Annotated in this window: 27 protein-coding genes and 1 riboswitch; of the genes, 6 read left to right on the top strand and 21 right to left on the bottom strand. The window is 54.9% G+C overall.

What is annotated here, in order from left to right:
- Nucleotides 1-71: 71 nt before the first annotated feature.
- Nucleotides 72-233, bottom strand: a riboswitch (M-box (ykoK) riboswitch).
- A 47-nt stretch (nucleotides 234-280) separates the two neighbouring features.
- Nucleotides 281-1,624 carry an MATE family efflux transporter gene (locus C7E10_RS11405; RefSeq protein WP_105327382.1) on the bottom strand — a complete coding sequence of 448 codons (1,344 nt, stop codon included), beginning with the start codon at nucleotides 1,622-1,624 and terminating at the stop codon, nucleotides 281-283.
- A 430-nt stretch (nucleotides 1,625-2,054) separates the two neighbouring features.
- On the opposite strand from C7E10_RS11405, the gene C7E10_RS11400 reads away from it, so the two are divergent.
- The 4 genes from C7E10_RS11400 to C7E10_RS11385 all read left to right on the top strand — a co-directional run bounded on the left by C7E10_RS11400 (nucleotide 2,055) and on the right by C7E10_RS11385 (nucleotide 4,745).
- A complete protein-coding gene (locus tag C7E10_RS11400) occupies nucleotides 2,055-2,309 on the top strand; it encodes a TM1266 family iron-only hydrogenase system putative regulator (protein WP_105327381.1) in 255 nt (84 codons plus the stop codon).
- Entirely contained in the window at nucleotides 2,306-3,058 is a 753-nt protein-coding gene (locus C7E10_RS11395; protein WP_105327380.1) for an ABC transporter permease, read from the top strand. Before C7E10_RS11400 ends, C7E10_RS11395 begins: the two co-directional genes overlap by 4 nt.
- Nucleotides 3,055-3,747 (top strand): ABC transporter ATP-binding protein, encoded by a 693-nt coding sequence (locus tag C7E10_RS11390; RefSeq protein ID WP_105327379.1) that lies wholly within the window; start codon nucleotides 3,055-3,057, stop codon nucleotides 3,745-3,747. Before C7E10_RS11395 ends, C7E10_RS11390 begins: the two co-directional genes overlap by 4 nt.
- Nucleotides 3,748-3,833: 86 nt before the next feature.
- Nucleotides 3,834-4,745: an ABC transporter substrate-binding protein gene (locus C7E10_RS11385; RefSeq protein WP_370450905.1), complete on the top strand. Its 912-nt coding sequence runs from the start codon at nucleotides 3,834-3,836 to the stop codon at nucleotides 4,743-4,745.
- A 76-nt stretch (nucleotides 4,746-4,821) separates the two neighbouring features.
- On the opposite strand, the gene C7E10_RS11380 is transcribed toward C7E10_RS11385, so the two are convergent.
- The 15 genes from C7E10_RS11380 to C7E10_RS11310 form a co-directional block, all read right to left on the bottom strand.
- Nucleotides 4,822-5,082 (bottom strand): stage V sporulation protein S, encoded by a 261-nt coding sequence (locus C7E10_RS11380; protein ID WP_071142732.1) that lies wholly within the window; start codon nucleotides 5,080-5,082, stop codon nucleotides 4,822-4,824.
- A gap of 129 nt (nucleotides 5,083-5,211) precedes the next feature.
- Nucleotides 5,212-5,769, bottom strand: a complete 558-nt coding sequence (locus C7E10_RS11375; RefSeq protein ID WP_199614613.1) for an NUDIX domain-containing protein — start codon at nucleotides 5,767-5,769, stop codon at nucleotides 5,212-5,214.
- The gene (recN, locus tag C7E10_RS11370; RefSeq protein ID WP_105327378.1) at nucleotides 5,766-7,478 is read right to left on the bottom strand and encodes a DNA repair protein RecN; all 1,713 of its coding nucleotides are present in this window, start codon (nucleotides 7,476-7,478) and stop codon (nucleotides 5,766-5,768) included. The genes C7E10_RS11375 and recN overlap by 4 nt, the downstream gene beginning before the upstream one ends.
- A 4-nt stretch (nucleotides 7,479-7,482) precedes the next feature.
- Nucleotides 7,483-7,935: an arginine repressor gene (gene argR / locus C7E10_RS11365; protein ID WP_105327377.1), complete on the bottom strand. Its 453-nt coding sequence runs from the start codon at nucleotides 7,933-7,935 to the stop codon at nucleotides 7,483-7,485.
- A gap of 14 nt (nucleotides 7,936-7,949) precedes the next feature.
- Nucleotides 7,950-8,825, bottom strand: coding sequence for an NAD(+)/NADH kinase (locus C7E10_RS11360; RefSeq protein ID WP_105327376.1), 876 nt, complete (start codon nucleotides 8,823-8,825; stop codon nucleotides 7,950-7,952).
- 12 nt (nucleotides 8,826-8,837) lie between these two features.
- Complete coding sequence (locus C7E10_RS11355) at nucleotides 8,838-9,641, bottom strand: TlyA family RNA methyltransferase (protein WP_105327375.1); 804 nt, start codon at nucleotides 9,639-9,641, stop codon at nucleotides 8,838-8,840.
- Nucleotides 9,638-11,539, bottom strand: coding sequence for a 1-deoxy-D-xylulose-5-phosphate synthase (dxs, locus tag C7E10_RS11350; RefSeq protein WP_105327374.1), 1,902 nt, complete (start codon nucleotides 11,537-11,539; stop codon nucleotides 9,638-9,640). Before dxs ends, C7E10_RS11355 begins: the two co-directional genes overlap by 4 nt.
- A 20-nt stretch (nucleotides 11,540-11,559) precedes the next feature.
- Complete coding sequence (locus C7E10_RS11345) at nucleotides 11,560-12,435, bottom strand: polyprenyl synthetase family protein (RefSeq protein WP_105327373.1); 876 nt, start codon at nucleotides 12,433-12,435, stop codon at nucleotides 11,560-11,562.
- The gene (xseB, locus tag C7E10_RS11340; protein WP_105327372.1) at nucleotides 12,435-12,680 is read right to left on the bottom strand and encodes an exodeoxyribonuclease VII small subunit; all 246 of its coding nucleotides are present in this window, start codon (nucleotides 12,678-12,680) and stop codon (nucleotides 12,435-12,437) included. Before xseB ends, C7E10_RS11345 begins: the two co-directional genes overlap by 1 nt.
- Before the next feature lie 3 nt (nucleotides 12,681-12,683).
- The gene (gene xseA / locus C7E10_RS11335; protein WP_105327371.1) at nucleotides 12,684-14,042 is read right to left on the bottom strand and encodes an exodeoxyribonuclease VII large subunit; all 1,359 of its coding nucleotides are present in this window, start codon (nucleotides 14,040-14,042) and stop codon (nucleotides 12,684-12,686) included.
- Nucleotides 14,039-14,995: a Kae1-like domain-containing protein gene (locus C7E10_RS11330; protein WP_105327370.1), complete on the bottom strand. Its 957-nt coding sequence runs from the start codon at nucleotides 14,993-14,995 to the stop codon at nucleotides 14,039-14,041. The genes xseA and C7E10_RS11330 overlap by 4 nt, the downstream gene beginning before the upstream one ends.
- A complete protein-coding gene (gene nusB / locus C7E10_RS11325; RefSeq protein WP_105327369.1) occupies nucleotides 14,985-15,413 on the bottom strand; it encodes a transcription antitermination factor NusB in 429 nt (142 codons plus the stop codon). Before nusB ends, C7E10_RS11330 begins: the two co-directional genes overlap by 11 nt.
- Nucleotides 15,414-15,439: 26 nt before the next feature.
- Nucleotides 15,440-15,664, bottom strand: a complete 225-nt coding sequence (locus C7E10_RS11320) for a DUF2273 domain-containing protein (protein WP_105327368.1) — start codon at nucleotides 15,662-15,664, stop codon at nucleotides 15,440-15,442.
- 10 nt (nucleotides 15,665-15,674) lie between these two features.
- Nucleotides 15,675-16,196, bottom strand: a complete 522-nt coding sequence (gene amaP / locus C7E10_RS11315) for an alkaline shock response membrane anchor protein AmaP (RefSeq protein WP_105327367.1) — start codon at nucleotides 16,194-16,196, stop codon at nucleotides 15,675-15,677.
- A complete protein-coding gene (locus C7E10_RS11310) occupies nucleotides 16,193-16,807 on the bottom strand; it encodes an Asp23/Gls24 family envelope stress response protein (protein WP_105327366.1) in 615 nt (204 codons plus the stop codon). The genes amaP and C7E10_RS11310 overlap by 4 nt, the downstream gene beginning before the upstream one ends.
- 543 nt (nucleotides 16,808-17,350) lie before the next feature.
- Here C7E10_RS11310 and C7E10_RS11305 point away from each other — a divergent pair.
- Both C7E10_RS11305 and C7E10_RS11300 read left to right on the top strand, forming a co-directional pair.
- Complete coding sequence (locus C7E10_RS11305; RefSeq protein WP_105327365.1) at nucleotides 17,351-18,151, top strand: AAA family ATPase; 801 nt, start codon at nucleotides 17,351-17,353, stop codon at nucleotides 18,149-18,151.
- Between the two features lies 1 nt (nucleotide 18,152).
- Nucleotides 18,153-19,352 (top strand): VWA domain-containing protein, encoded by a 1,200-nt coding sequence (locus tag C7E10_RS11300; RefSeq protein ID WP_105327364.1) that lies wholly within the window; start codon nucleotides 18,153-18,155, stop codon nucleotides 19,350-19,352.
- 95 nt (nucleotides 19,353-19,447) lie between these two features.
- Here C7E10_RS11300 and C7E10_RS11295 read toward each other — a convergent pair whose 3' ends face one another.
- The 5 genes from C7E10_RS11295 to argC form a co-directional block, all read right to left on the bottom strand.
- The gene (locus C7E10_RS11295; RefSeq protein ID WP_105327363.1) at nucleotides 19,448-20,161 is read right to left on the bottom strand and encodes a TetR/AcrR family transcriptional regulator; all 714 of its coding nucleotides are present in this window, start codon (nucleotides 20,159-20,161) and stop codon (nucleotides 19,448-19,450) included.
- Between the two features lie 32 nt (nucleotides 20,162-20,193).
- On the bottom strand, nucleotides 20,194-21,138 hold the full coding sequence (locus C7E10_RS11290) for an AEC family transporter (protein ID WP_105327362.1): 945 nt from the start codon (nucleotides 21,136-21,138) through the stop codon (nucleotides 20,194-20,196).
- Between the two features lie 243 nt (nucleotides 21,139-21,381).
- Complete coding sequence (locus C7E10_RS11285; protein WP_105327361.1) at nucleotides 21,382-22,326, bottom strand: AEC family transporter; 945 nt, start codon at nucleotides 22,324-22,326, stop codon at nucleotides 21,382-21,384.
- A gap of 201 nt (nucleotides 22,327-22,527) precedes the next feature.
- Nucleotides 22,528-23,076 (bottom strand): NADH peroxidase, encoded by a 549-nt coding sequence (locus tag C7E10_RS11280; RefSeq protein ID WP_105327360.1) that lies wholly within the window; start codon nucleotides 23,074-23,076, stop codon nucleotides 22,528-22,530.
- Between the two features lie 296 nt (nucleotides 23,077-23,372).
- Complete coding sequence (gene argC / locus C7E10_RS11275) at nucleotides 23,373-24,296, bottom strand: N-acetyl-gamma-glutamyl-phosphate reductase (protein WP_105327359.1); 924 nt, start codon at nucleotides 24,294-24,296, stop codon at nucleotides 23,373-23,375.
- Between the last annotated feature and the right edge of the window lie 188 nt (nucleotides 24,297-24,484).

The raw sequence follows: 24,484 nt of genomic DNA, 5'->3' as shown, positions 1-24,484 counted from the left end.
TGCACCTCCTTGTCAATACAATAAAAAAGCCGTCCGGGAAAACCCGAACGGCGAAAACACAGAAAAACGATTTAACTCTGCCGCCGTACGAGCTTTAACTCTGCAGGGCGGTGTAACTGCATTATGCTGCACCTTCGATTTGATGCAGCCTGTTCAGACCTACGCGGGATGTCTCCATCCTGTTGCGGCAGCAGCCCATATCCCTGTAGTAGCCTTACCTACCGGAGCTATTCAATTGCATACTTAGTATAGTCATTTTGGCGTGGACTGTCAAATGGTTTTATTTTATGGTGGAATCGGTGTTTAATACCAGGTTTTGCTTGGGAATTTCCCGGAAAAACGCCCGAATCCAGGCTACAGCAAGAATAAAGGACAGCACGTCCGATATAGCCTGACACCATACCAGTCCACCCAGGCCGAACAGCCGGGGCAGCACCAAAAGGGGTGGAATCAGGAAGACCCCGCTGCGGCCGGCCGCCACCATCATGGCGCCCAGGGTATGCCTGGTGGTCTGGAGGGTCATATTGGTCATGACCACCAGGGCCGACAGGGGGAAGGTCAGGCACTGGGCCCGCAGGGCCCAAATACCGGTGGTGATTACCGCTGGGTCATCCCGGAACAGCACCATGATTTCCCGGGCAAAGATGGCCCCTACAATGGAAACCACAATGCCAAAACAGGTGGTGAACTCCAGGGCAAAGGTAAAGCCCTTCCGCAGCCGGGCAAATTTCCGAGCCCCATAGCTGAAGCCGCACACGGGCTGGAAGCCCTGGCCAAAGCCGATGATCACGGCGGCAGCAAAGAAGTTCAGCCGGGTCACAATGGACATGGCGGCAATGGCGGCGTCCCCAAAGGCGCCGGCGGCCACGTTCAGGAAAATGGTGGCAGCGCTGGTGGTACCCTGCCGCACCAGGGAAGGTGCGCCCCCGGCGGCGATTTCCTGGAAAAGCCGCCGAGAAGGATGGATATCCTTCAGCCGGATGGGAATGTTGCCCCCGGTCCGGGTCATCTTAAACAGGATGCAGAAGCTGACAAACTGGCTGAGGATGGTGGCGTAGGCCGCCCCGGCCACCCCCAGGTGGAATTTGAAGATAAAGATTGGGTCCAGGAACACGTTCAGAAAGCCCCCGGCGGTAATGCCTACCATGGCAAAGGCAGCGCTGCCCTGGAACCGCAGGTGGTTGTTCATCACCAGGGAGCACATCATTATGGGCGCCCCCCACAGGATAACGCTGAGGTACGCAATGGCGTAGGGCAAAATGGTGGGTGTGGAGCCGATGGCCGTGGCAATCTGGGACACAAACAGATTCCCCACAAGGGCCACCAGGCAGCCGCAGATAAAGGCATAAAAAAAGCTGGTAGAAGCCATCACATGGGCCTTTTCCCGCTCCTTGGCCCCCAGCAGCCGGGAAATGGAGTTGCCGGAACCGATGCCGAAGAAGAAGGCAATGGCCTGGATAATGGCCATGCTGGCAAAGGTAACCCCTACCGCTGCGGTGGAACTGGTATCAATCTTACTGACAAAGTACGTATCAGCCGTATTGTAAAAGCTGGTACAAAGCATACTGACGATGGAAGGAAGGGCCAGGGAAGCAATGAGCTTGCGTACCGGCGTTTCCAGCATCTTGTGGAGTTTCGCATTCTCTTTTTCTTTACGCGTTGAACTGTCCGTAGAAATCCCGCCTCACATATATATTGTATAAAAAATCACATTTTTGCTTTCTTATTATAGCATGGATACATAGCAGTTTACTATAAATATAGAGGCAGTTAATATTATTTTTTCTCTACGGAAAACTGTTGTCAGATTCTTCCGAGTCCTCTTGGAAAAGTGTCAAAGTCTTTACAAAGCATCGGTCCGGGCGTATACTCATTAAAGGCTGCGGATTGTCCTGCCGCAGGAAGTGCTTCCTGCAAAAGGTATCCCCTGGCCGCCCAAGCCCTGCTCTCACATCAAAAGTTTCTTGCGATGGAAGATGCCACGTTTTTCGCATAGTCTTTTTGCGCCGCATCTGTCCCAGGTGCGGCTTTTTTTATGATACAAGGAGGTTCCCATGGAAACCCGTGTGGCCATTATCGGCATTATTGTAGAAAATCCGGATTCCATCCAGGCGCTGAACCAACTGCTCCATCAGTTCAGCCCCTATATTATCGGCCGGATGGGCATTCCCTACCACGCCCGGAACATGAACATCATCAGCGTAGTGGTGGACGCGCCCCAGGACGCAATCAGCACCCTGTCCGGCCGGATTGGCAAACTAGACGGAGTATCCGCTAAAACCGCCTATGCCAAGGCGGAAAAGAAATGAAGAAGGCAATTTCCTACCTGCTGCCTTTTTTGGTGGTACTGGCCCTGTGGCAGCTGGTGACCCAGCTGGGTCTGTGGAGCAGCTACATTCTCCCCTCTCCGGAGCGGGTATGCGCCACGGCCCAGAAACTGCTCCAATCCGGGGAGCTGGCAAAGCATACGGCCATCAGCCTGCGCCGAATTCTTTTGGGCTTTGTCTGCGCCTTTGGGCTGTCCTGCCTGTTTAGTGCGGTAGGGCTGCTTTTCCCCCGGCTCCGGGCGGCCTACAGCGGGCTTTTGGAAGTGTTTCGCCATGTACCCCCTCTATCCCTGATTCCGCTCCTGATTCTCTGGTTTGGCATCGGGGAGGTGCCCAAGGCCATCGTCATTATCCTGGCGTCTTTTTTCCCCATCTATCTGAATATGGATGACGGGTTCCGGCGCTGCGACCCCAAGCTGTTAGAGGTAGGCCGGATTTTGGGCATGAACCGCTGGACCCAGCTGCGGAAAATCCGTCTGCCGGCTGCTCTGCCGGGGATTCTCACAGGCATGAAAGTGGGCATGGGTTACAGTCTCCGGGCCATTATCGGGGCGGAAATGATTGCCGCCGACAGCGGGCTGGGGTATCTGATTCTGGACGCCCAAGCCATGAGCCGCAGCGACAAGGTCATTATCGGCATTCTCACCATTGGAGCCCTGGGGCTGGTGCTGGACGGGGCCTTTACCCTGCTGACCTGGCTCTGCCTGCCCTGGGAAAGGAGGCGCCTATGAAACCGCTGGTCATTAAAAATTTGACCAAAGCCTTTGGGTCCAAGACGGTCCTAAGGGACCTGACGCTGACCCTTGACCCCAGCGCCTGTACGGTGCTTTTGGGGAAAAGCGGCTGCGGGAAGACCACCTTTCTGCGGCTCCTGGCAGGGTTGGAGCGCCCCACCTCCGGCCAAATTACCCTGCCGGAAGGGCTGAAGCTGGGCATGATGTTCCAGGAGGCCCGGCTGATGCCCTGGCTCACCTGCCGGGAAAACATCGCCCTGGGGCTCCCAAAAGGGGAAAAGCCCGGCCAGGTGGACCAGCTGCTGAAGCTGACGGGGCTCATGGAAGCCGCTAAGCTCTACCCCAGCGAATTATCCGGGGGCATGCAGCAGCGCACGGCCCTGGCCCGGACCCTGGCCCTACAGGCCGACCTGATTCTCATGGACGAGCCCTTTGCCGCCCTGGACTATTTCACCCGGGGCCAGCTCCAGCTGGAGCTCCTGCGGATGCAGCGGCAGCTGGGGATCGGCTACGTGCTGGTCACCCACAACGTGGACGAGGCCCTGCTCTTGGGGGACCGGATCCTGGTGCTCCAGGACGGGTGCCTGGCCCACGAAGAAACCTTCCCCCGGCAGGAAGCCCCCCGGGACCTGCTCTCGCCTGCTTTTATTGAGGCCAAACGCAGCATTTTGGCTGCTTTCGCATAAATTTCTACTTTAGAAAGGATTTGATTCACTTGAAGAAACTCCATTCCCTGTTTCTCGCCGTTTGCTGTCTGGCTGCGGCAGCACTTCTGGGCGGCTGCGGCAGCAGCACCACCAGCCAAAAGCCCTCAGCCCCCTCTGTGGACAAAGTCAGCATTACCTATGTACAGGCTCCCCTGAACGTGCCTTCCATTGTGGAAAAGGCCCAGCAGAGCTTTGAAAAGAAATTCAAGGAAAAAGGCATCACCGCCTCCTACTCCACCATTACTTCCGGGGCTGACCAAACTGCTGCCCTGGCTTCCGGGGACATTCAGTTCCTGAACTGTGTAGGCGGCTCCTCCGTCCTGCTGTCCGCTGCCAATGGCAACGACATCAAGATTATCAGCCTATACTCCCAGGCTCCCAAAGCCTTCAAGCTGTTCAGCAAGGACGGCTCCATCAAGACCGCTGCTGACCTGAAAGGCAAAACCATTGCCGGACCTAAGGGCACCATCCTTCACGAACTGCTGGCAGCCTACCTGCAAAAGGCCGGGCTCACCATGAATGATGTGAAATTCGTTTCCATGGGCCTGCCCGCTGCCCACTCCGCCCTGGAAAACGGCAGCGCTGACTGCGCCCTGCTGGCTGGCCCTCTGGCCTACAACGCCGAAAAAGAAGGCCTGAACGTGGTTACCACCGGCGACGGTCTGGTTTCCGGCCTGACCGTTACTGCCGTCAGCGGCAAGTTCTACAAGGACCACAAGGACCTGGTAGACACCTTCCTGGCCGTCCAGAAAGAAACCCTGGACTTCATGAAGAAGAACCCTGACGAAGCCCTGTCCCTGACAGCCAAAGCCACGGACCTGAGCCCCGAAGCCGTCAAGGAAATGTTCCCTCTGTATGACTTCAGCATGACCATCACTCCTGAAGCCAAGGAATCCCTGAAAAAGACCCAGGACTTCCTGGTACAATCCGGCATGATGGAGAAGAAAGTCGATGTGGACGCGCTGTTCGTGCAGTAAGCGTTTAAAATAAAAATAAGGAATGGAAAACAATTGTTTTCCATTCCTTATTTTTTTGCATTTTTAGCGATTTTACTCAGCGCGGTTCAACCAGCAATTTGATTGCCGTTCTTTCTTCCCCATCAATATTAATGTCGATGAAAGCGGGAACACACACCAGGTCCATGCCGTGGGGAGCCACAAAGCCACGGGCAATGGCCACTGCTTTAACAGCTTGGTTCAGGGCACCAGCACCGATGGCTTGGATTTCTGCTTTGCCATTTTCCCGCAGAACTCCGGCCAATGCGCCAGCTACAGAATTCGGATTTGATTTTGTAGAAACTTTTAGTACATCCATGTTGTGTATCCCCCTCGTTTTTTCAATAATGAACAATAAATTTAAAAATAAATTTATTGTTATTATAACACATTTTCCCAAAAAGCATTACATTATCTTTTATTTTGGCTATAGAAATTTCGTATTCCTTTAACAATGTTCCCCTTTTATCAGATATAACAGCAGGGCGGACAGGGATTTTGCGTCAAAAAGCTCTTCTTTCAGGACCATTTCCCGAACTTGGTCCGGGGTAAAGGTTTCCACATCCAGAAATTCGTCAGGATCCGGGTGCTGAGCCCCTTCATGCAGTCCTTTTGCTACGTACAAATGTATTACCTCATCGGTAAAGCCAGGTGTAGTGACAATAGAAGTCAGGTAAGTCCACTCGTCTGCGGTCAAACCTGTTTCTTCAGACAGTTCCCGCTTGGCACAGTCGATGATATTCTCGCAGTTTTCCAATTTTCCTGCGGGAATTTCGTACAAAACGGAGTGCACAGGGTATCTATACTGTTTCACTAAGGTAATCCGTCCGTCGGTATGCACGGGAAGTATACCTACTGCTCCAGGGTGCTTGATGGTCTCCCGGGTGGTAATCCGTCCGCTGGGCAGTTTGACCCGGTCAATATCCACGTGCAGCAGGCGTCCGTCAAACCCGCGCTCACTGGACAGCTTTTCTTCGTCCAGGCGCTGATCATGCATGATTTTCATTTTTTCTTCGGCTCCTTATTCTGTTTTTTCACGGCAGCCGCCATAGCAAGCAGCTCCCGGGCGTTTTCCCGGGCCGACTGGGATTGGTTGGTGCCGCCGGTCATTCTCATGATTTCCTGAATCCGGCCTTCCTGGTCCAGGGCTTCCACCTGGCTGGTGGTGCTGCTGCCGGCGGTGGATTTGTGAATATACAGGTGGTGGTCCGCAAAGCAGGCAATCTGGGCCAGGTGGGTAATGCACAGCACCTGGCGCTCGCCGGCAATCAGGGCCATCTTTTCGGCCATTTTCTGGGCGGTCACCCCGCCCACCCCGGTATCAATTTCGTCAAAGATCATGGTGGGAACCCCAAAATTCCGCAGCATGACGGTCTTCAGCGCCAAAGCAAACCGGGACAATTCGCCGCCGGAAGCAATCCGGGCCAGGGGCTTTACAGGCATCCCAGCATTGGCCGAGAACAGGAAAACGGCTTCGTCCTGGCCTTTCAGGCCGCAGTGGGACAGTTTGGTAAAGCCGATTTCCACCCGCCCCTGGGGCATGGCCAAATCGTGGATATGGGGCAGCAGGGCCTTGCACAGGGACTCCCCTGCCTTTTTCCGTTCCACCGTCAGGGCCTCCGCCTTCCGCTCCAGTTCCTGGCGCAGGGCATCGGCCTTTTTCCGGCAGTTCCGGATGGTGGATTCCAGGGAAAGGAGGCCCTGGTATTCGGTCTGGGCGGCTTCCTGGTAGGCCAGTACCTTTTCCAGGGAGCCCCCATATTTTTGTTTCAGGCGGTACAGCAGGTCCAGCCGTTCCTGGGCCTGGGCCAGCTGCTCCCGGTCCTCCGGGTCGCTGCTGAGCAGGTCCCCCAGGGACTGGCGCACGTCCTCCAGCACCTGCCAGGAGGAATCCATGGCCTCCCGGTAACGGCTGAGCTCCGGGGCGTATTCCAGCACCCGATCCAGGGAGCCCAGGGCAGCGTTCAGGCTGTCCAGGACGCTGCTGCTTTCTTCTTCCGAGCCGTTCAGGTAGTGATAGGCTTCCCCCACTGCTTCCAGGATTTTTTCCTGGTTCAGCAGCTTCTTCACCTGGGTCCGGAGGGTTTCGTCCTCGCCCAGCTGGATATGGGCGTCCTCAATTTCCTTGATTTCCCCCTCCAGCCGTTCCAGGTCCTCGGTCTGCCGGGAATCCTTCTTCAGCCAGCGCTGGAGCTCCTGGTCAGCCTGCTGCCACTGGCGGTAGCTGTCCTGGTAGTCCTTCAGCAGGGGCCCAATGCCCGGGTCGTAGCTGTCCAAGATGTTTAGGGCAGCGCCCGCAGCCAAAAGGGTCTGGTTTTCGTGCTGGCCATGGATATCCGCCAGCTGGGAAGCCAGCCGGGACAGTACGTGGACGGGCACCTGGCGTTCGTTGACAAAGGCCTGGCTCTTGCCCTGGGCCGTGACTTTCCGGCGCAGGAACAGCATGCCGTCCTCGGCGTCCATGTCCAGTTCTTTCAAAATAGCCTGCACCCCGGGCTGATCTTCAATATCGAAAACGGCCTGGATCCAGTAGGCATCGTCCCCCTGGCGCAAATAATCCACGGAAGCCCGGCTGCCCAGCACAATGCTGAAGGCATCAATGAGAATGGATTTGCCGGCACCGGTTTCCCCGGTAAACACATTGAAGCCCGGGGTGAAATCCACCCGCAGGTGGTCAATCAGGGCAAAATTATGTACTTCCAGTGAGGTCAGCATGGTATCAGACCTTTTTCAGCATCAGCCGTCTTTTCACGGCTTCCACATTTTCTTTGCCGTCCACAATCAAAAGGACGGTATCGTCCCCGCCTACGGTACCCAGCAGGTCCCCCCAGTTCAGGTGGTCCAGGGAATAGGCTACGGCCTGGGCCGTACCGGGCTGGGTGTGGATCACAATCAGGTTTTCCGAGGAGTTGATGGTGAGGATGTAGCGCCGGAGGGTATCCTCCAGCCGTTCCCGGGTCAGAATCTCGCCGTTGTCCGTGGGGAACCCGTACTTGTAGCGGCCATTGTCATCTGGGACCTTGATGAGCATCATGTCCTTGATGTCCCGGGACACGGTGGCCTGGGTCACGTTAAAGCCGGCGTCCCGCAGAGCCTCGGCCAGGTCCGTTTGGGTTTCAATATGCTGGGTAGCGATAATGTTTTTAATGGCTTCTTGTCTTGATAGTTTCATGGTCTGGAAACCTCCTACTTGATGGTTTGTCCCTCGTTCTTCAGCATCCGTTCCTGCCAGGTTTCGTAGTAGGACAAGGGGCTGGTCCGGATAAAACGGGCATCAAAGGGACATTTTTCAATGACAGCCTTCTGGTTGGGCTCCAGGTGGCTGACCGTCATGCCGTCTGCGGAAATCAAGATGGTTTCGTAGGGCGGCCGGGGTTCAATTTCAATGGGATCCTTGATGGGAATCACCAGGGGTCTGGCATGGAGGGCGTGAGGGCAGATGGGTGTCAAAATGGCTACCTTCAGGCTGGGATGGACCACCGGGCCCCCTGCGGACAGGGAATAGGCCGTGGAGCCAGTAGCGGTGGCCACGATTAGGCCGTCGGAAGGCGCATTGGCGGTAGGTTCTCCGCCGATTTTTACCCCCAGCCGGGTGAGCCGGGAACGGTCGGCGCTTTCCAGCACCATATCGTTCAGGCAGTGGGCCTTGGTCACCAGGTGCTTGCCTTCCCACACGGTGACCTGGAGCATGGAGCGCTTTTCAATGGTATAGCGCCGGTCCCGCACCTTCAAAAGGCAAGGGTACAGGTCCGCCAGCTCCCCTTCGGTCAAAAAGCCCAGTTTTCCCAGATTAATGCCCAAAAGGGGAATATTGAGCGGCGTCACGTGCCGGGCGGCCCGAAGAATGGTTCCATCGCCGCCCAGGGTCAGGGCCACGTCCAGCTTGCTTAGGCTGGCCGGGTCGTCCTGGTCATAGCCGGGCACCCCGAAGGAGTCCGCAATTTCCTGGGGAAAAATCACCTGAATCTGGTTTTTCCGGCAGAACTCCACCAATTTGGGCAATATATCCCGTACTTTTTCTTTGGGTAAATTGGGAAAAACACCAATCTGCATCTCGTCCATAGTTTTACCCCCTCATTTTTCCAGGGTGTCATGGGACGCTGCAACCACGGCCTGAATCCGGTCTTCCGTAACAGCATCTTCCCCCTGTTTTCCTGCATATAATAGATATTCTATATTGCCTTCCGGTCCCCGGATGGGTGAAAAATCCAGGCCCAAAGGCACAAACCCGATTTCCCGGGCGGTGGCCAGCACCTTTTCGATGACCTCCAAGTGGACGGCCCGGTCCCGGACCACCCCTTTCTTGCCCACCTTCTCCCGGCCAGCTTCAAACTGGGGTTTGATCAGGGCAATGAGAAAGCCATCGTCTTTTAAAATTTTATAGGCACTGGGCAGTACCTTGTCCAGGGAGATAAAGGCCACATCTATGGTAATGCCGTCCACCTTTTCTCCCAGGGAATCTTCTTCCAAAAAGCGGACATTGGTCCGTTCCAGATTGACCACCCGGGGGTCCTGGCGCAGTTTCCAGGCCAATTGGCCGTAGCCCACGTCAATGGCAAATACCTTCCGGGCGCCGTTTTGCAGGGCGCAGTCTGTAAACCCCCCAGTGGAAGCTCCCAGGTCTGCGATAACCTTGTCCGTCAAATCGATGGGAAATACTTCCAGGGACTTGGCCAGCTTGTAGCCGCCCCGGCTTACATAGGGCATTTTCTTGCCCAAAAGGGTAATCTTCACATCTGGCTTTACCATGGTTCCCGGCTTGTCCACCTTTTGGTCGTCGACCAGGACCTCGCCGGCCATGATTACGGCCTGGGCCTTGCTGCGGGTTTCAAAATACCCTTCCCGGGTCAAAAATACATCCAGTCGTTCTTTACTCATTGCTTCTCTTTCTCTTTTCTCAGATTTGCCCAGGCTTCTGTCAGGGTTTGGGTAACGCCTTGAACATCCAGGCCCAAATCCCGGAGCAGCAGGTCCCGTTTGCCATGGGTGACAAAAACGTCGGGAATCCCCAGGTTCAGCACCTGGCAGCGCTTCAGCAGCTGCTGCCGGTTCAGCAGGTCCAGGACTCCGGCGCCAAAGCCGCCCCGGAGGGCATTTTCTTCCAGGGTAACCAGAAGGGGTACCCGCTGGGCTGCTTTCACCAGTGCTTCCTGGTCCAGGGGCTTCACAAACCGGGCGTTCACCACCCCGGCGGAAATGCCCTGCTTGGCCAGTTCTGCTGCGGCCTCCCGGGCAGTTTCCACCATGGTGCCCACGGCCCAGATATCCAGATCCGTACCTTCTGCCAGCCGCTCACTTTTGCCAAGGGGCAGGGTGTGCAGGGGTTCCGAAATATCCACCCCCAGCCCGGCGCCCCTGGGATACCGGAGCATCACCGGGGTTTTCATGGCCGCGGCGGTTTTCACCATATGCCGCAGTTCGTTTTCGTCCTTGGGTACCATCACCGTAAAGTTGGGCAGCAGGGACACAAAGGAAAGGTCGTAGTTGCCGTGGTGGGTGGCGCCGTCGTCCCCTACCAGTCCCGCCCGGTCCAGGCATAGGATAAAGGGCAGGTTCTGCATGGCCACATCGTGGAGCAGCTGGTCAAAGGCCCGCTGGGCAAAGGTGGAGTACAGAGCGGTTACCGGGTGGTAGCCATTGGCCGCCAGCCCTGCTGCCATGGTGACGGCGTGCTGCTCGGCAATGCCCACGTCAAAGAACCGGTCCGGGTAGTACTTGCCAAACACGTCCAGGCCCGTGCCTTCCGGCATGGCCGCCGTAATGGCCACCAGCTTCTTGTCCTTTTCCCCCAGCTCCACCAGGGTGTTGCTGAAGGCTTTGGTATAGGTAATGGGGGTGCCCGCCTTGGCGATTTTCTTGCCGGTGGCAATGTCAAAGGGGCCGGTGCCGTGGAACCGGTTGGGTTCCTGCTCCGCCGGTTTGTACCCTTTTCCTTTGGTGGTAATTACATGGATGAGCACCGGTTCATCCAGATTTTTGGCTTTTTCAAGGGTTTCTGTCAGGGCTGCCAGGTCGTGGCCGTCCACCGGACCCAGGTACTTGAAGCCCAGGTCCTCAAACAGCATACCGGGCACAAAAAAGTATTTGAAACTGTCCTTCAGCCGGGCTGCCAGCCGGGCCACCGAATCCCCGATGGAGGGTATGCTTTTCAGCACCCCTTCGATGTCTTCTTTCACTCGGGAATATTTGGGGTCCGTGCGCAGCTCGATAAGATAGGTGGACAGCGCCCCTACGTTTTTGGAAATGGACATTTCGTTGTCATTTAAGATGACAATCAGCTTTTTGTGCATATCCCCTACATTGTTCAGCCCTTCCATGGCTTCGCCGCCGGTAAGGGCGCCGTCGCCAATGACGGCAATCACGTTGTAGTCGTCCCCTGCCAGATCCCTGGCACAGGCAATCCCCAGAGCCGCCGAAATGGAGGTGCTGGAGTGGCCGGTGCCAAAGCAGTCATATTCGCTCTCCGTGCGCTTGGGAAAGCCGCAGAGGCCCCCGTACTGGCGCAGGGTGGAAAACGCGTCCTGACGCCCGGTGAGAATCTTGTGGACGTAGGATTGGTGGCCTACGTCCCAGACAAGCTTGTCCCGGGGCATGGAAAACACCCGGTGCAGGGCTACGGTAAGCTCCACCACCCCCAGGTTGGGGGCCAGATGGCCGCCGTTTTTGGAGGTCACCTGGATCAGCAGGTCACGGATTTCCTGGCACAGCTGGGGTAGTTTGTTCACAGGTACTTTTTTTAGGTCTGACGGTGTGTGAATGGTTTCTAGTAAGCTCATTAACACCTGTCCTCTCTCACTTACTTCTTGCGATTGTATAGATACCGGGTGATTTCTAACAGTACTTCGGCCTTTTCCCCGTAGGGAGCCAGTACTGCTTCGGCTTCGCGCAGGGTTTCTGCAGCCATTTCCCGGGCTTTTTCTAAGGAATACAAGGATACGTAGGTGGATTTATGCAGCTTCTCATCGGAGCCCTTGGGCTTGCCCATAACGGCTGCGTCCCCTACCACATCCAGGATATCGTCGGTAATCTGGAAGGCCAGGCCAAAGAGTTTGGCAAAATGGGTCAGGTCTTCCAGGGTCTTGGCATCAGCTCCGGCCAGCAGGGCCCCGCCCCGGACCGCTGCCACAAACAGGGCACCGGTTTTGGCTTCATGGAGCTGTTTCATTTCGGCGGCGGACAGGTGCTTGTCTTCGGAGGTAATATCCAAAGCTTGCCCCCCTACCATGCCTACAGGGCCAGCGCAGTGGGCCACCAGCCGGACAACTTTCAAAAGGACCGCAGGGTCTACGCCTGGCTGTTCCAGCATGACTTCAAAGGCCTGGGTCAAAAGGCCGTCCCCGGCCAGCAGCGCCATGGCGTCCCCGTACACCTTGTGGTTGGTGAGCCGGCCCCGGCGGTAGTCGTCGTTGTCCATGGAGGGCAGGTCATCGTGGATCAGGGAATAGGTATGAATCATTTCCAGGGCGGAGGCCACCGGCAAAAACTTGGTGCCGTCGGCGCCTGCTGCATCGGCCGCTGCCATCATCAAAATAGGCCGCAGCCGCTTGCCGCCTGCTTCCACGGAATATTCCATGGCTTCATCTACCGGGGAGATGCTCCCCTGGCCCAGACGCTGGTGCAGGTAGTCCCCTACCAGTTTGCCCCGCTCTGCCAAATAACTTTTCAGTTCCATTATTCTTTCTCCTCCGGGAAAAGGGCTAAGGAAAAGTCGTCCTTGCCGTCTTCCACGATTTTCTTCACATCCTGCTGGGCCTGCTGCAGCTGGCCTGCACACTGCTTGCTGAGCCCCATGCCTTCCTTGAACAGGGCCAGGGTTTCTTCCAGGGGCAGTTCGCCGCTTTCCAGTTGTTCTACAATGGTTTCCAGCCGTTTCAGTCCCTCTTCAAAGGACGGGGTTTCTGCTTTTTTTCTCACCATGGTTTATTGTCCTTCCTTTTTCTCCTGTATCTCCTGAGCCGTGGATACCACGGTACCATCTGCCACATGGGTAACCAGCCGGCTGCCCGGCTCTACCTGGGAGATGGACCGGATAACCTGGCCCTTGTCAGTTTCAGTTAACGAGTAGCCCCGCTGGAGCACCGCATAAGGGCTCAGGGCTTCCAGCTTGGAACTTACCACTTCCCACCGGTGCTGCCGGATTTCCAGGGCTTGTTTGGCCGAAGCCTGGAGCCGCTGGAGCAGCATATCAAGCTGCTGGCTCTGGTCTTCCCACAGCCGCTCCGGTTCCCGCAAGGTCCAGGAGCTTTGCAGCCGTTCCAGCTGCCGGCTTTTGTTTTCCCACAGCCGTTCCGGCCGGGTAAACACCCAGGAAGCAGCGGCCCGTTCCAGCCGCTCCTGCTGGTCTTTCAGCAGTCCCTCCGGATGGCGCAGCACCCGGGACTGGGCAGCCCGCAGAAATCTGTTTTCCCACTGGTCCAGGGCACTGGTGACCTGGCGTTCCAGACGTCTGGTCAGGTTCTGGAGCTTTTCCCGGTCCCCGGTGCGTTCCGGCACCGCCAGCTCTGCTGCTGCAGACGGGGTGGGCGCCCTAAGGTCCGCGGCAAAGTCACTGAGGGTAAAGTCAATTTCGTGGCCCACTGCGGAAACCACAGGAATCTGGGAGGCCGCAATGGCCCGGACCACCCGCTCGTCGTTAAAGGCCCACAGGTCTTCCATGGACCCGCCGCCCCGGCCCACAATCAATACGTCGGCCAGTTTGTGCCGGTTCATGAAGCGGATGCCCCGGACAATTTCTTCGGGGGCTTCCGTACCCTGGACCTTTACCGGGTAAAGCCGGATTTTGACCCCCGGGTCCCGGCGGCCGGCTACGTTGATAATATCCCGGACCGCTGCTCCAGCAGAGGAGGTAATGACCCCCACCACTTCCGGATGGGCCGGCAGGGGGCGCTTTTTCTCCGGGTCAAACAGACCTTCGGCGGAAAGCTTCTGCTTTAATTCCTCAAAGGCTGCCATCAGATTGCCAGCCCCCAGGGGCATCAGCATATCTACGTAAAATTGGTAGACCCCGTCCCGTTCGTATAGGTCAATGCGGCCAACGCCCATGACCTGATCCCCGTTTTTGGGCAGGGCCTTCAGACGCCGGGCAGCCCCGGCAAACATCACGGCCTTTAAAAGGCCCCGGTCGTCTTTTAAATTGAAATAACAGTGGCCGGAAGGATACTGGCGGAAGTTGGACACTTCCCCCTGAATCTGGAGATTGGCAAATTCCGGTTCCTCATGGATCAGACCTTTGACAATCTTGTTGACTTCCGTAACTGTATAGATTTTGCCAAAAATCATGGCTTCCGTCCCTCCTTTTGGGCCGTATACCAAGCGGTGCCCACGGCACCGTCCACACTATAGCGGGGCTCCGGCGCCCACAGCTGGCAGCCTTGTTTGGTCAAGGCGCTGCCCACCTGCCGGCGGATTTCCCCGTTGGCGCTGACCCCGCCGGCCAGAAGTACCTTGGTTACGTTGTACTTCCCGCACAAATAGCCCAGCACCTTGCCAAGGCCCTGGCCAATGGCCGTTTCCACTCCCAGGGCCAGCTCCGCCGGGTCTGCCCCCTGCTGGGCAGCCCTAAGGGCCTTGGTGCAGGGACCGGACAGGCTCAGCTGGGACTCCTTGGTCCAAACGGGCAGCGGATAGGCCTTAGCCGCCGTTTCGGCCAGCTTTTCCAGGGCAGCACCGGCGGGAAAGGCAAGGCCCAGGGCCACCCCCACCCGGTCAATGAACTGACCGGCGTGCAGGTCAATGCTGGTGCCCTCCGGGGTCAGCCGCACTTCCCCTTCCGGTGTCTTTTCGGCCAGGAGCATATCCGTGGTTCCCCCGGAAATATGCACCAGCAGGAACCGTTCCGGAGCCTCCTGCCCCACGGACCACAGGCCGGCATACATATGGTTATGCTGGTGGGTAGTGGTATAAAGGGGCAGTCCCAGCAGATGGGCCAGGCTTCTGGCGGTTCCCAAGCCTGCCAGAAAGGCCGGCATATAGGATTCTTCCAGCGGCCGGGGTCTTTCCGAGACTCCGATCGCTTTAAGAGATATGCCGGCCAGATTGATTTTTTCAATTAATTCAGGAAGGTTGCGGGTATGCTGAAAGACCATTTCCGATTGGGCGAGCCCCCGTCTGCCGGGTTTTACCTTCAGCAGCCGGCGCTCATCGGCAAGCAGCTTTCCTTCCAGGCTGAGAACAGCCACAGAAGTGGTATAACAGCTGGTATCTATACCCAGCACGGCTTCCTCAGGCACCATGTTTTTTCACCAGGTGTCCCAACAGGCCGTTGATAAAGGACGGGGAATCATCTCCGCCGTAGGCTTTGGCCAGTTCCACAGCCTCGTTGATGGCCACTGCGGCCGGTACGGGCTCCGGAGCATAGAGGATTTCATAAGCGGCAATCCGCAGCAGGTTCCGGTCAATGGCGCTCATGCGCTCCACTTTCCAGTTCCCGGACAGGGATTCCAGCTCTGCATCAATGGCAGCCTGATTTTTTTCCGTGCCTTCCACCAGGGCCAGGGCATAGGCTCTGTCCTTCTTGCCTACCTTGGCAAATTCTTCTTCAGTGGCCAAGGAAGCCACGGTTTCGGCTGCGGTTTGTTCTGTCTTCTCCTGGTCAAAATCCAGGGCAAATAAACTCTTTAAGGCAATGGTACGTGCGTCTCTTCTGCTCATTTCTTTCTCTCCGGTTCTTTTCTATTCTATTTGCGATAGGGCGGCAGCAGGTTATCCAGCAAATCCACCAGATCCTCGCCTTCGTCCATTTTGTTTCCAATATAAAATCCCAGGCCGATACAAAACAATAAAAATACCGCCCGGAAAAATCCCAACAGGATGAATAATACGCCTACCACCAGTCCGGTGAAAGCGCAAATAATCCGCCAGCGGGAGGTTTCAAACAATTTTTTCAGGATTTCCTGCCACATAGTGAACCCCCTATTCCTTCGCCTTGATATGCTTAAAATAGAGTGCTACATCGGCCACATCCACGCCGATTACATTCTTGATGTTCTTTTTGACGGTGCGCTTCACTTCGTCGGTGGTATCGGGAATGTTGATGCCCGGCTCAATGGAAGCGTTGATCCGCACATTCAGCTGGTTATCCTTGGCCATCTTGACCCGGACCTTGGCGCCGAACACCCCGTACACATCATTGGTAAAGCCGGCAATGTAGTCTTCCATGGCTCCTTGGCTCACATGGATGACCCCTTCCCGGTCGTTTTCAAAGGTCAGGTCGTTGCTGCCGCCGGGGCTCCAGCTGGCCACAATCAGGCGGATGCTCACCAAAAACAGCACCAGGCCGCCCACCGTATACTCAATGCGGCCCGGCACCTGGGCGGCAAAATCCATCAGGTCCGCCACGGGAATCCCGTTGACGCTGACCACCACCACCAAAACGGCCACTACGGCCATAATGCAGGTATAAAGGGTTAAGATAATCCGATCCAGTATGCTCATGGTTCTACCTCCGGAGTCCCGCCTTCAGCAGTTTTGGCCTTTTCTGTTTCGGGAGTGGCAGCTGCCTGGGGCGCTGGGGCTTCCTGCTGGGGAGCCGGTGCCTCAGTACTATTTTCTTTGGCTGCCCCTTCTGCGGACTCCGGCAGGGCTGCCGGCTCAGCAGGAGGTTCTTCCCACTTCTTTACCAGTTCATCTGTATAATCCTTGTCGGAGAACGGCTTTTCTTCTTTCTTGCGGACCCCTTCCACATGGACGTCCACGCCGGTGACTTCATAGCCGGTCATGTTTTCCACGGCCTCTTTGACCTTTTCCTGAAGCTTAATGGCCACATCGGGAATGTTGTAGCCATAGGTAATGATCACATGGACTTCCACCCGGACGGTATGCCCTTCCGTATAGACCTTGATGCCCTTGGAAAAGTTCTGCTTGCCCAGCATATCCGTAAGCCCTTCCCGGATACCGCCGCTCATGCCGTAGACTCCGGTGACCTCGGAAGCCGCCAGTCCTGCCACAATGCTCAGAACCTCGTCGGCTACCTTGATGGCACCCATATCCTCCTGGTCCGGATCCCCATCAATGGGGGGCGTTAGATTTTCATTTTCTTCGTTCATAGGACCTTCTCCTCAAACGCAAGTTTATACATTTCTAATCCCTTTATTATAACAAATCATTCCAATATATGATAGTCAATATAGGTAATTTTGCCTTGGTTGACCTATGCCGTGCCTGGCAGCGTGGGATTCCGGGGTCAGCAGGAAAATGCGGTTTCCCGGCTGTTGGAAGAAGGGCGTAGGTTCCCCAGCCTGAAAAAGGATACATTGTGTAGCTGGAAGCGTTCTGCACCACCACGCCCATTGCCTATAGTATAACAAACGAACATATGTTCTTTCAATATGCAAATTTCGTAAAAACTAGTTCCTGTTAAATGCAATTGAGGCAAATTTTCTTTGGGTCAGGAGCATAAATTTTCAAGGACTTGAGGATATTTCTGCCAGAAGGTGTAAATGCTAAAACTTTCAGAGGCGGCTGTATTTTACCTGGTTAAACTGCCCATGCAAGCCTCGCCCGCAAAGGTTCTCCGTTGCCCATCTGTAAATCACCGGCGCTCCATGCTATAATGGAGATAATTCTGTATATTTCAAAGGAGTTTAGTTATGAAGGAATTTAAAGGAACCTCTACCTATATTGCGTCGGAAGATTTGCTGCGCAGTGTGAATATTGCAGCTGCCCTGGGGAAACCGCTGCTGGTCAAGGGGGAACCCGGCACCGGAAAAACTGTTCTGGCCGAAGAAGTGGCCAAGGCCCTGGAGCTGCCCCTGTACATTTGGAGCATCAAATCCACCACCAAGGCCCAGGACGGCCTGTACCTGTACGATGCGGTACAGCGGCTGTACGACAGCCAATTTGGCACAGCCGGCGTGGACGATATCAGCCGCTACATTCATTTGGGCAAACTGGGGGAAGCTTTCCAATCCCAGAAACAGGCGGTGCTGCTCATTGACGAAATTGACAAGGCGGACCTGGAGTTCCCCAACGACCTGCTCTGGGAACTGGATAAAATGGAATTTTACATTCCGGAAACCAAGGAAACGGTGAAAGCCATTCATAAGCCCATTGTCATCATTACCTCCAATGCGGAAAAAGAGCTGCCCGACGCATTCCTGCGCCGCTGCATTTTCCATTACATTGCCTTCCCGGAGCCGGACACCATGCGGGAAATTGTCCTAGCCAAGTTCCCCACCCTGGCAGAAGATCTGCTGGAGAGCGCCACCGCTGCCTTCTACAAGCTGCGCAAACTGCCGGACATCAACAAAAAGCCCAGCACGGCGGAGCTGCTGGACTGGATCCAGGCCCTGCTCATCGGCGGCGTGCCGGCAGACAAACTGAATGAGAAGCTGCCCTACATTGGCGTACTGCTGAAGAAAACCGAGGACCTTCAAAGGGCGGGGTACTGATATGTTTACGGACTTCTTTTACCAGCTGCGGTCTTATGGTGTCAAAGTAAGTCTGATTGAATGGGATACGTTTTTGGAGGCTTTGCGCCTGGGACTGCACCAGAACAGCTTTACCGAGTTCTATTATCTGGCCCGCACCACCTTAATCAAAAAGGAAACAGATTACGACCGCTTTGACCAGGCTTTTACGGCGTATTTCCAAAATCTGGTGGATTTGGGCATTATCCCGGAGGCTTTTGAAAAGTGGCTGGAAAAAGCTGCCCCCGCCACGCCCTACAACAAGGAAGAAGTGGACCGGATCTGGAACCAATTTACCAAAGAGGAAATCAATGACCTATTGGAGGAGCGGTTCAAGCTGCAAAAGGAGCAGCACAATGGCGGCACCACCTGGGTGGGTACCGGGGGCCAGACGGCCTTTGGCCATTCAGGCTACGCTCCCAAGGGCATCCGGATTATGGGCAAGGGCACCTGGCACAGCGCCTTTTCCATTGCCCAGGAGCGGCATTTCCGGGATTTCCGGGATGATACGGTGCTGGACATCCGGCAGTTCCAGGTAGCCCTGCGCAAGCTGCGCCGGCTTTCCAGCCAAAATGAACAGCCCAAGGACGAGCTGGATATTGACGAAACCATTAAGGCCACCTCCAACCGGGGCGGGCTGCTGGACGTAATCTACAAACGGCCCCGAAAAAACCAGACCCGGCTGCTGCTGCTCATGGACAGCGGCGGTTCCATGTGGGGGTTTGCGGATTTGTGCCGGCGGCTGTTTCAGGCCGTAACCAAGAACAACCAGTTCAAGGACCTGAAGATTTTCTACTTCCACAACATCTTCTACGACTACCTGTTCACCAAGCCCGACTGCGCCTGGGAAAACCGGATTGACACCGAATGGGTTTTCCACCAGTACAAAAATGGCTACCAGGTAATCATCGTAGGCGACGCCCGGATGGGGGAAGAAGAACTCATGGATGTGAACGGCAATATCGACTACATCCAGGGCAACAACCGCCCGGGGATTTCCTGGCTGGAGGAACTGCTGCAGCTGTACCCCGCCTCCATTTGGCTAAATCCCATGCGAGAAGTGAACTGGCGGTACTACTACACCCTGGCCCAAATCCGCAAGCGGGTGGATATGTTCCCCATGACCATCAAGGGTCTGGAAGCGTCCATGGATGCCCTGCGGAAAAAAGGTACCCAGGTCTAAACAAAAAGTTTTCCTATACGCAAAAAAGCAGTCTAGCTACAGATTTTCCTGTAGCTGGACTGCTTTTCTTTTGGGATTGCTTACATTTTACCAGTCTATTTGCTGGTCTTTCCTGTCCCCGTTTCTTCAGGGGCAGTGCTGCCAAGCCAATGGCCGTAGAGGAAACGATTGAGCATCTCGTCCACGGATTTTTCCATATTTTCGGGGTTCACAGTATGCTGGAACACCAGCATCACCAGAGAGAAGAAGAAGTTTTCCGTCATCATGGGCAGATTGGCAATGGGTTTGATAAAGCCTGCCGCAATGGCATCATGAAGGATTTGGCGCAGGGGCATGATTTCTGCTCGCAGCAGCTCGGCGTAGCGCTTTTTCACGGCTACTTCCTGCTCTGAAGGGCCCTTGCCCCAACGGATTTCCACTTTGTAATCCTGGAGAGTATCATCCCACAACAGGCGCCAGCCCCCCTGCTCGTTGAGCACTTCAAACAGCAGCACGGACCACAGCACTTCCTGCTTGGTAAAGAATTTGATGCAGGTATAAGCGTACTGGGTCATCTGGTCTTTAAAGGAAGCATTGTCCTTGTAGGCTTTTTCCAAAGAAGCGGAAAATCGTCTGCTTTTTTCACTAATCAGGGTATAGAACAGTTTTTCCTTGTTTTGGTAATACTTGTATACAGTTCCCTTGCCCGTGTCGGCTATTTTGATGACTTCATCCAGGGTGGCCTGGGAATAGCCTTTTTTGGAAAAGACCGTTTCCGCCGCCTTCAAGATGCGTTTTTCCTTGGAAAGGGATTGATTGATTTTGACCATACCGTTCACTCCATCATACAAAATATTCCTGCTTACAGGAGTCCCATGCTCTGGACCGCCAAAATCCAGAAGAACATGGTAACAAATGAAATTGCTGTAGAAAAGATTACGCAGTTTCCTGCCAGCTGCCCATCACTGTCCATCTGCTGGGCCATGGCAAAGGACGCCACCGCACAGGGGGTAGCCGCCATGCCGATCAGGGTTGCCAGTTCCACGCCTCTAAGGCCCAGGGCAATGGCTACGCCCACCACCAAAAGGGGCGCCAGTACCAGTCTGCTAAAAATGGTAATGACCAAATAGCGGAGTTCTCCCAACACCGCCTGGACCGTAAAGGAAATTCCCAGAATCACCAGGGCCAGGGGCGTGGTAGTAGCTGCCATCTGTTTGACGCATTTCACCACCATGGCCGGCAGGGGAAAGGGCAAAAGTCGGCAGAAAAGGCCCAGGAGAGCGCCTACAATCATGGGATTGGTCAGGACCCCCTTGACCAGCTTTTTGAAGGTCAGGGTGCTTTTGCCGCCCCGGAAGGTCTCCAGGATAATGACTGCCAGTACATTGTACAGGGGCACCACAAAGGCCGCCAGCAGCATGGGTACGGCTACGGCTTCTGGCCCATAGATATTTTCTACCAGAGGAACCCCCAAAAGGATAAAATTGCTCCGGTAGATGGCCTGGATCATGGCTCCCCGTTTCTTGTCATCCTTGACGAAATGGGTTACTACCAGATAGGCCAGAAAAGCCACCGCCAACACGGAGCAGAACCCATAAGCGATAAAGGCCGGGGCCGCCATGGTTTCCGCCTTGGTAAAATACACCGAGGAAAACATGGTGGAGGGCAGGAACAGTCCAAATAAAAGCTTGTTAAACGTGGATACGGATTTGTCCGTAAAATGAAAAGCGTGCCGGGCAAAGAGTCCCACCAGCATGAAAAGCAGCAAGGGGGCTACGGCATTTAAGGCAACCACAAAATTTCCCATACGTTAAGCCTCCTTGGCAATTGGTATACACTTCAATTTTTAAGATTATCACAAATTCCGAAAAAGGTAAATAATCCCCGGCTTTCCATAGGGATTTTGGGACAATATTTGACAGTTTTCTGACTTTTCCTTCTCATTTTGTTCAACAAAGGAACTATAGAGTCAGTTTTCTGACTGATGAGTCCGGATTTTGCCAAAACCTGCCAGGGAGAAAAGCCAGCCTATTGCCCCCCTCCAGGAGTCCTAGAGTGCGCCCAGGGCCTGAAGGCCATAAATCCACAAAAACAGGGTAATAAAGGAAAAGGCGCAGGAAAAGATCACCGTATCCCCAGCCAGTTCCCCATCGCTGCCCATCTGCTGGGCCATGGCAAAGGAAGCCACAGCAACGGGCGTCCCGGACATGGCCAGAAGGCTGGCCAGTTCAATGCCCCGAAAGCCCAGGGCAAGCCCCGCGCCTACCACCAAAAGCGGCGCCAGCACCAGCCGGGCCACCACACTGATGGTCACTTCCTTCAGCTCGCTGTAGGCTCCCTGGAGGGTAAAGGAAGCCCCCAGCACCACCAGGGCGAAAGGCGTGGTCACGGACGCCAGCTGGTGAATGCATTTTTCCACCAGGGCCGGCAGGTCAAAAGGCAGCAGCTTGCAGCAAAGGCCCAGAATGGCCCCGATAACCATGGGATTGTGCAGGACTCCGGCCAAGATGTGTCCCGGCCGGATGTCCGGGGTATCGCTGCGAAAACGCTCCAGGGTAAAGATGGCCAGCACGTTGTAGATGGGCACCACAAAGGCTGCCAGCATCATGGGTACGGGCACGGCGTAGGCCCCGTAGATATTCTCAATCAGGGGCACCCCCAAAAGGATAAAATTGCTCCGGTAGATGGCCTGGATCATGGCACCCCGTTTCCGGTTGCTTTTTACAAAACGGACCACCAGAAAGTAGCCCAGACAGTAGACGGCCAAAAGGGACAGGACCCCGTACAGGATAAAGCTGGGGGTAATCAGCTGGGAAGCCTGGGTAAAGTACACGGACGCAAACATATTGGCCGGCAGGAACACCCCAAACAGCAGCCGGTTCAGTTCCGACACGGCCCGGTCCCCCAAGTGCAGCTGGTGCCGGGCAAACAGTCCCGCCAGCATAAAAAGCAAAAGAGGCGCTACTGCGTTAAATGCGATGCCAAAGTTTCCCATACCCTTCCCTTCTTCCCGCTGTGACCTGTAACGCATAAAAGCCTTCTTCTATTCTTTTACGGCACACAGGTCCAAATCCCTGCATGGGGGCGGAAATCGCTTGAAGGAAAAGGGAGGAAACTTCCTCAGGTCCCAATAAGGCAAAAAAAATCCCTGTCCCCACTCAGGAGGACAGAGACTTTTTTGCAAAGCCGGGAAGGCTTATTTGCTGAAGTAACGAGCCAGCAGGCCATCGAATACACGACCATGGCGAGCTTCGTCTTTGCACATTTCATGAACCGTATCATGGATGGCATCGTAGCCCAGTTGTTTAGCCAAGGTAGCGATTTCTTTCTTGCCAGCGCAAGCGCCTTGTTCTGCAGCAGCTCTCATTTCCAGGTTCTTCTTGGTGCTGTCGGTAACGACTTCGCCCAACAGTTCAGCGAACTTGGAAGCGTGTTCTGCTTCTTCAAAAGCGATGCGTTTATAAGCTTCTGCAACTTCCGGATAGCCTTCACGATCGGCTACACGGGACATAGCCAGGTACATACCAACTTCGGAGCATTCACCAGTGAAGTTTTGACGCAGGCCTTCCAGAACTCTTTCATCAACGCCTTTGGCTACGCCAACTTTATGTTCGTCAGCGTATTCCTTAACGCCGTCTTTCATTTCATCGAATTTGTCTTTAGGAGCGCCGCATTGAGGGCACTTTTCCGGAGCTTCTTCACCTTCATAAATGTAACCGCACACTCTACAAATGAATTTTTTCATAATATAAGCCTCCCCTAATTTTTTGGTTCCCTTCAGCTCTATACATAGACCTTCAACACTATACATAGATTTGAAAGGAATCGTTTTTGATATTTATTATCCTTTACGACCTTTATTATAGCAGTTTTTCTGCCGAATGCAAGAGGTTTTTTTAGAATTTTTTTCTATTTTTTCTCTTACCATTTTAACAATACATATAATTATTATAAAATTCAGCAATTATGTTGCAACTGGAACAAAAACAGGACCATTTCCCTGCTGCTGCAAAGGAAACGGTCCTGCTCACGGCTTGGCGCTTATAAATCCAGGCCTTCTTCCGGGGCAAGCCCCAGAGCAATATTCATGTTTTCAATGGCGGCGCCGCTGGCCCCCTTCCCCAGGTTGTCAAACTGGGCGGACACAGTGAACCGCTCTTCATTGCCGGCAATGTAGATTTTCAGGGAATCCTTACCGGCCAGGTTGTTGGAACCCAGCATCTTGGGCAGTTCTTCACTGGTCTGCACCTGAATGAAAGGCTGCTTGCCGTAAAAGTCAGCAAACAGCTTCCGCAGGGCGGCCAGGGGCAGGCCCTGGGTGTTGGCAAAGCCGGCGGTAACCAGCATGCCGCTGTAGTAGGGTGCCACAATGGGCAGGAAAATGGGTGCCGTGGTGAGTTTGGCGTATTTGGCAATTTCCGGCAGGTGCTTGTGCTTCTGGTTCAGCCCGTACAGCCGGGGAGCGTCCAGTTCCGGATCGTGGAGATTTTCGTACTCGGCAATCATCTTTTTGCCCCCGCCGGAATACCCGGTAAGGGAAGTCAGGGTATACAGCCCGTCAGCGGGAATCAGCCCAGCAGCCACCAGGGGCGCCAAAACGGCAATGGAGCCAGTGGCGTGGCAGCCCGGATTGGCAATGCGGGAACTATTGGCAACGGCACTGGCGTAGGCATGGCCCAATTCCGGGAAACCATAGGCCCAGCCGTCGCTGCAGCGGAAGGCCGTAGAGGTATCAATGATTTTGGTGGGGCAGTCCTTGGCAGCCTCCACAATTTCCTTGGAAGCCGCATCGGGCAGGCACAGGAAGGCCACGTCCGCCTGGCTGATTTTTTCCAGCCGTGCCTGGGTATTCTTCCGCAGGGCGCTGTCAATGGACAGCAGTTTGATATCGCTGCGGCGGGCCAGGCGCTCAGCCAGGCGCAGGCCTGTAGTTCCTTCTTGTCCGTCGATAAATACTTTAAACATGGTACACACCCCTTGCCTCTGTAATTTCTTTATTGAAATGAAAGTAGCCCTATTATAGCACAAATTTCCTAAAATGGTATATTTTTGCAAAATTATTTTTCCGTTTTCTCTCAAAAAGCTCTCTCAATTCCGAAAAAAAATTTCTTAACAAAGGGAAATTATCCCTGTTTATTCACACTTTTTCACCG

This window comes from Acidaminococcus hominis, from assembly GCF_900291475.1.
In the GTDB taxonomy this organism is placed as follows: domain Bacteria; phylum Bacillota; class Negativicutes; order Acidaminococcales; family Acidaminococcaceae; genus Acidaminococcus; species Acidaminococcus hominis.
Note: the sequence above shows the minus strand (reverse complement) of the source record. Positions and strands in the feature narration are given on the sequence as shown.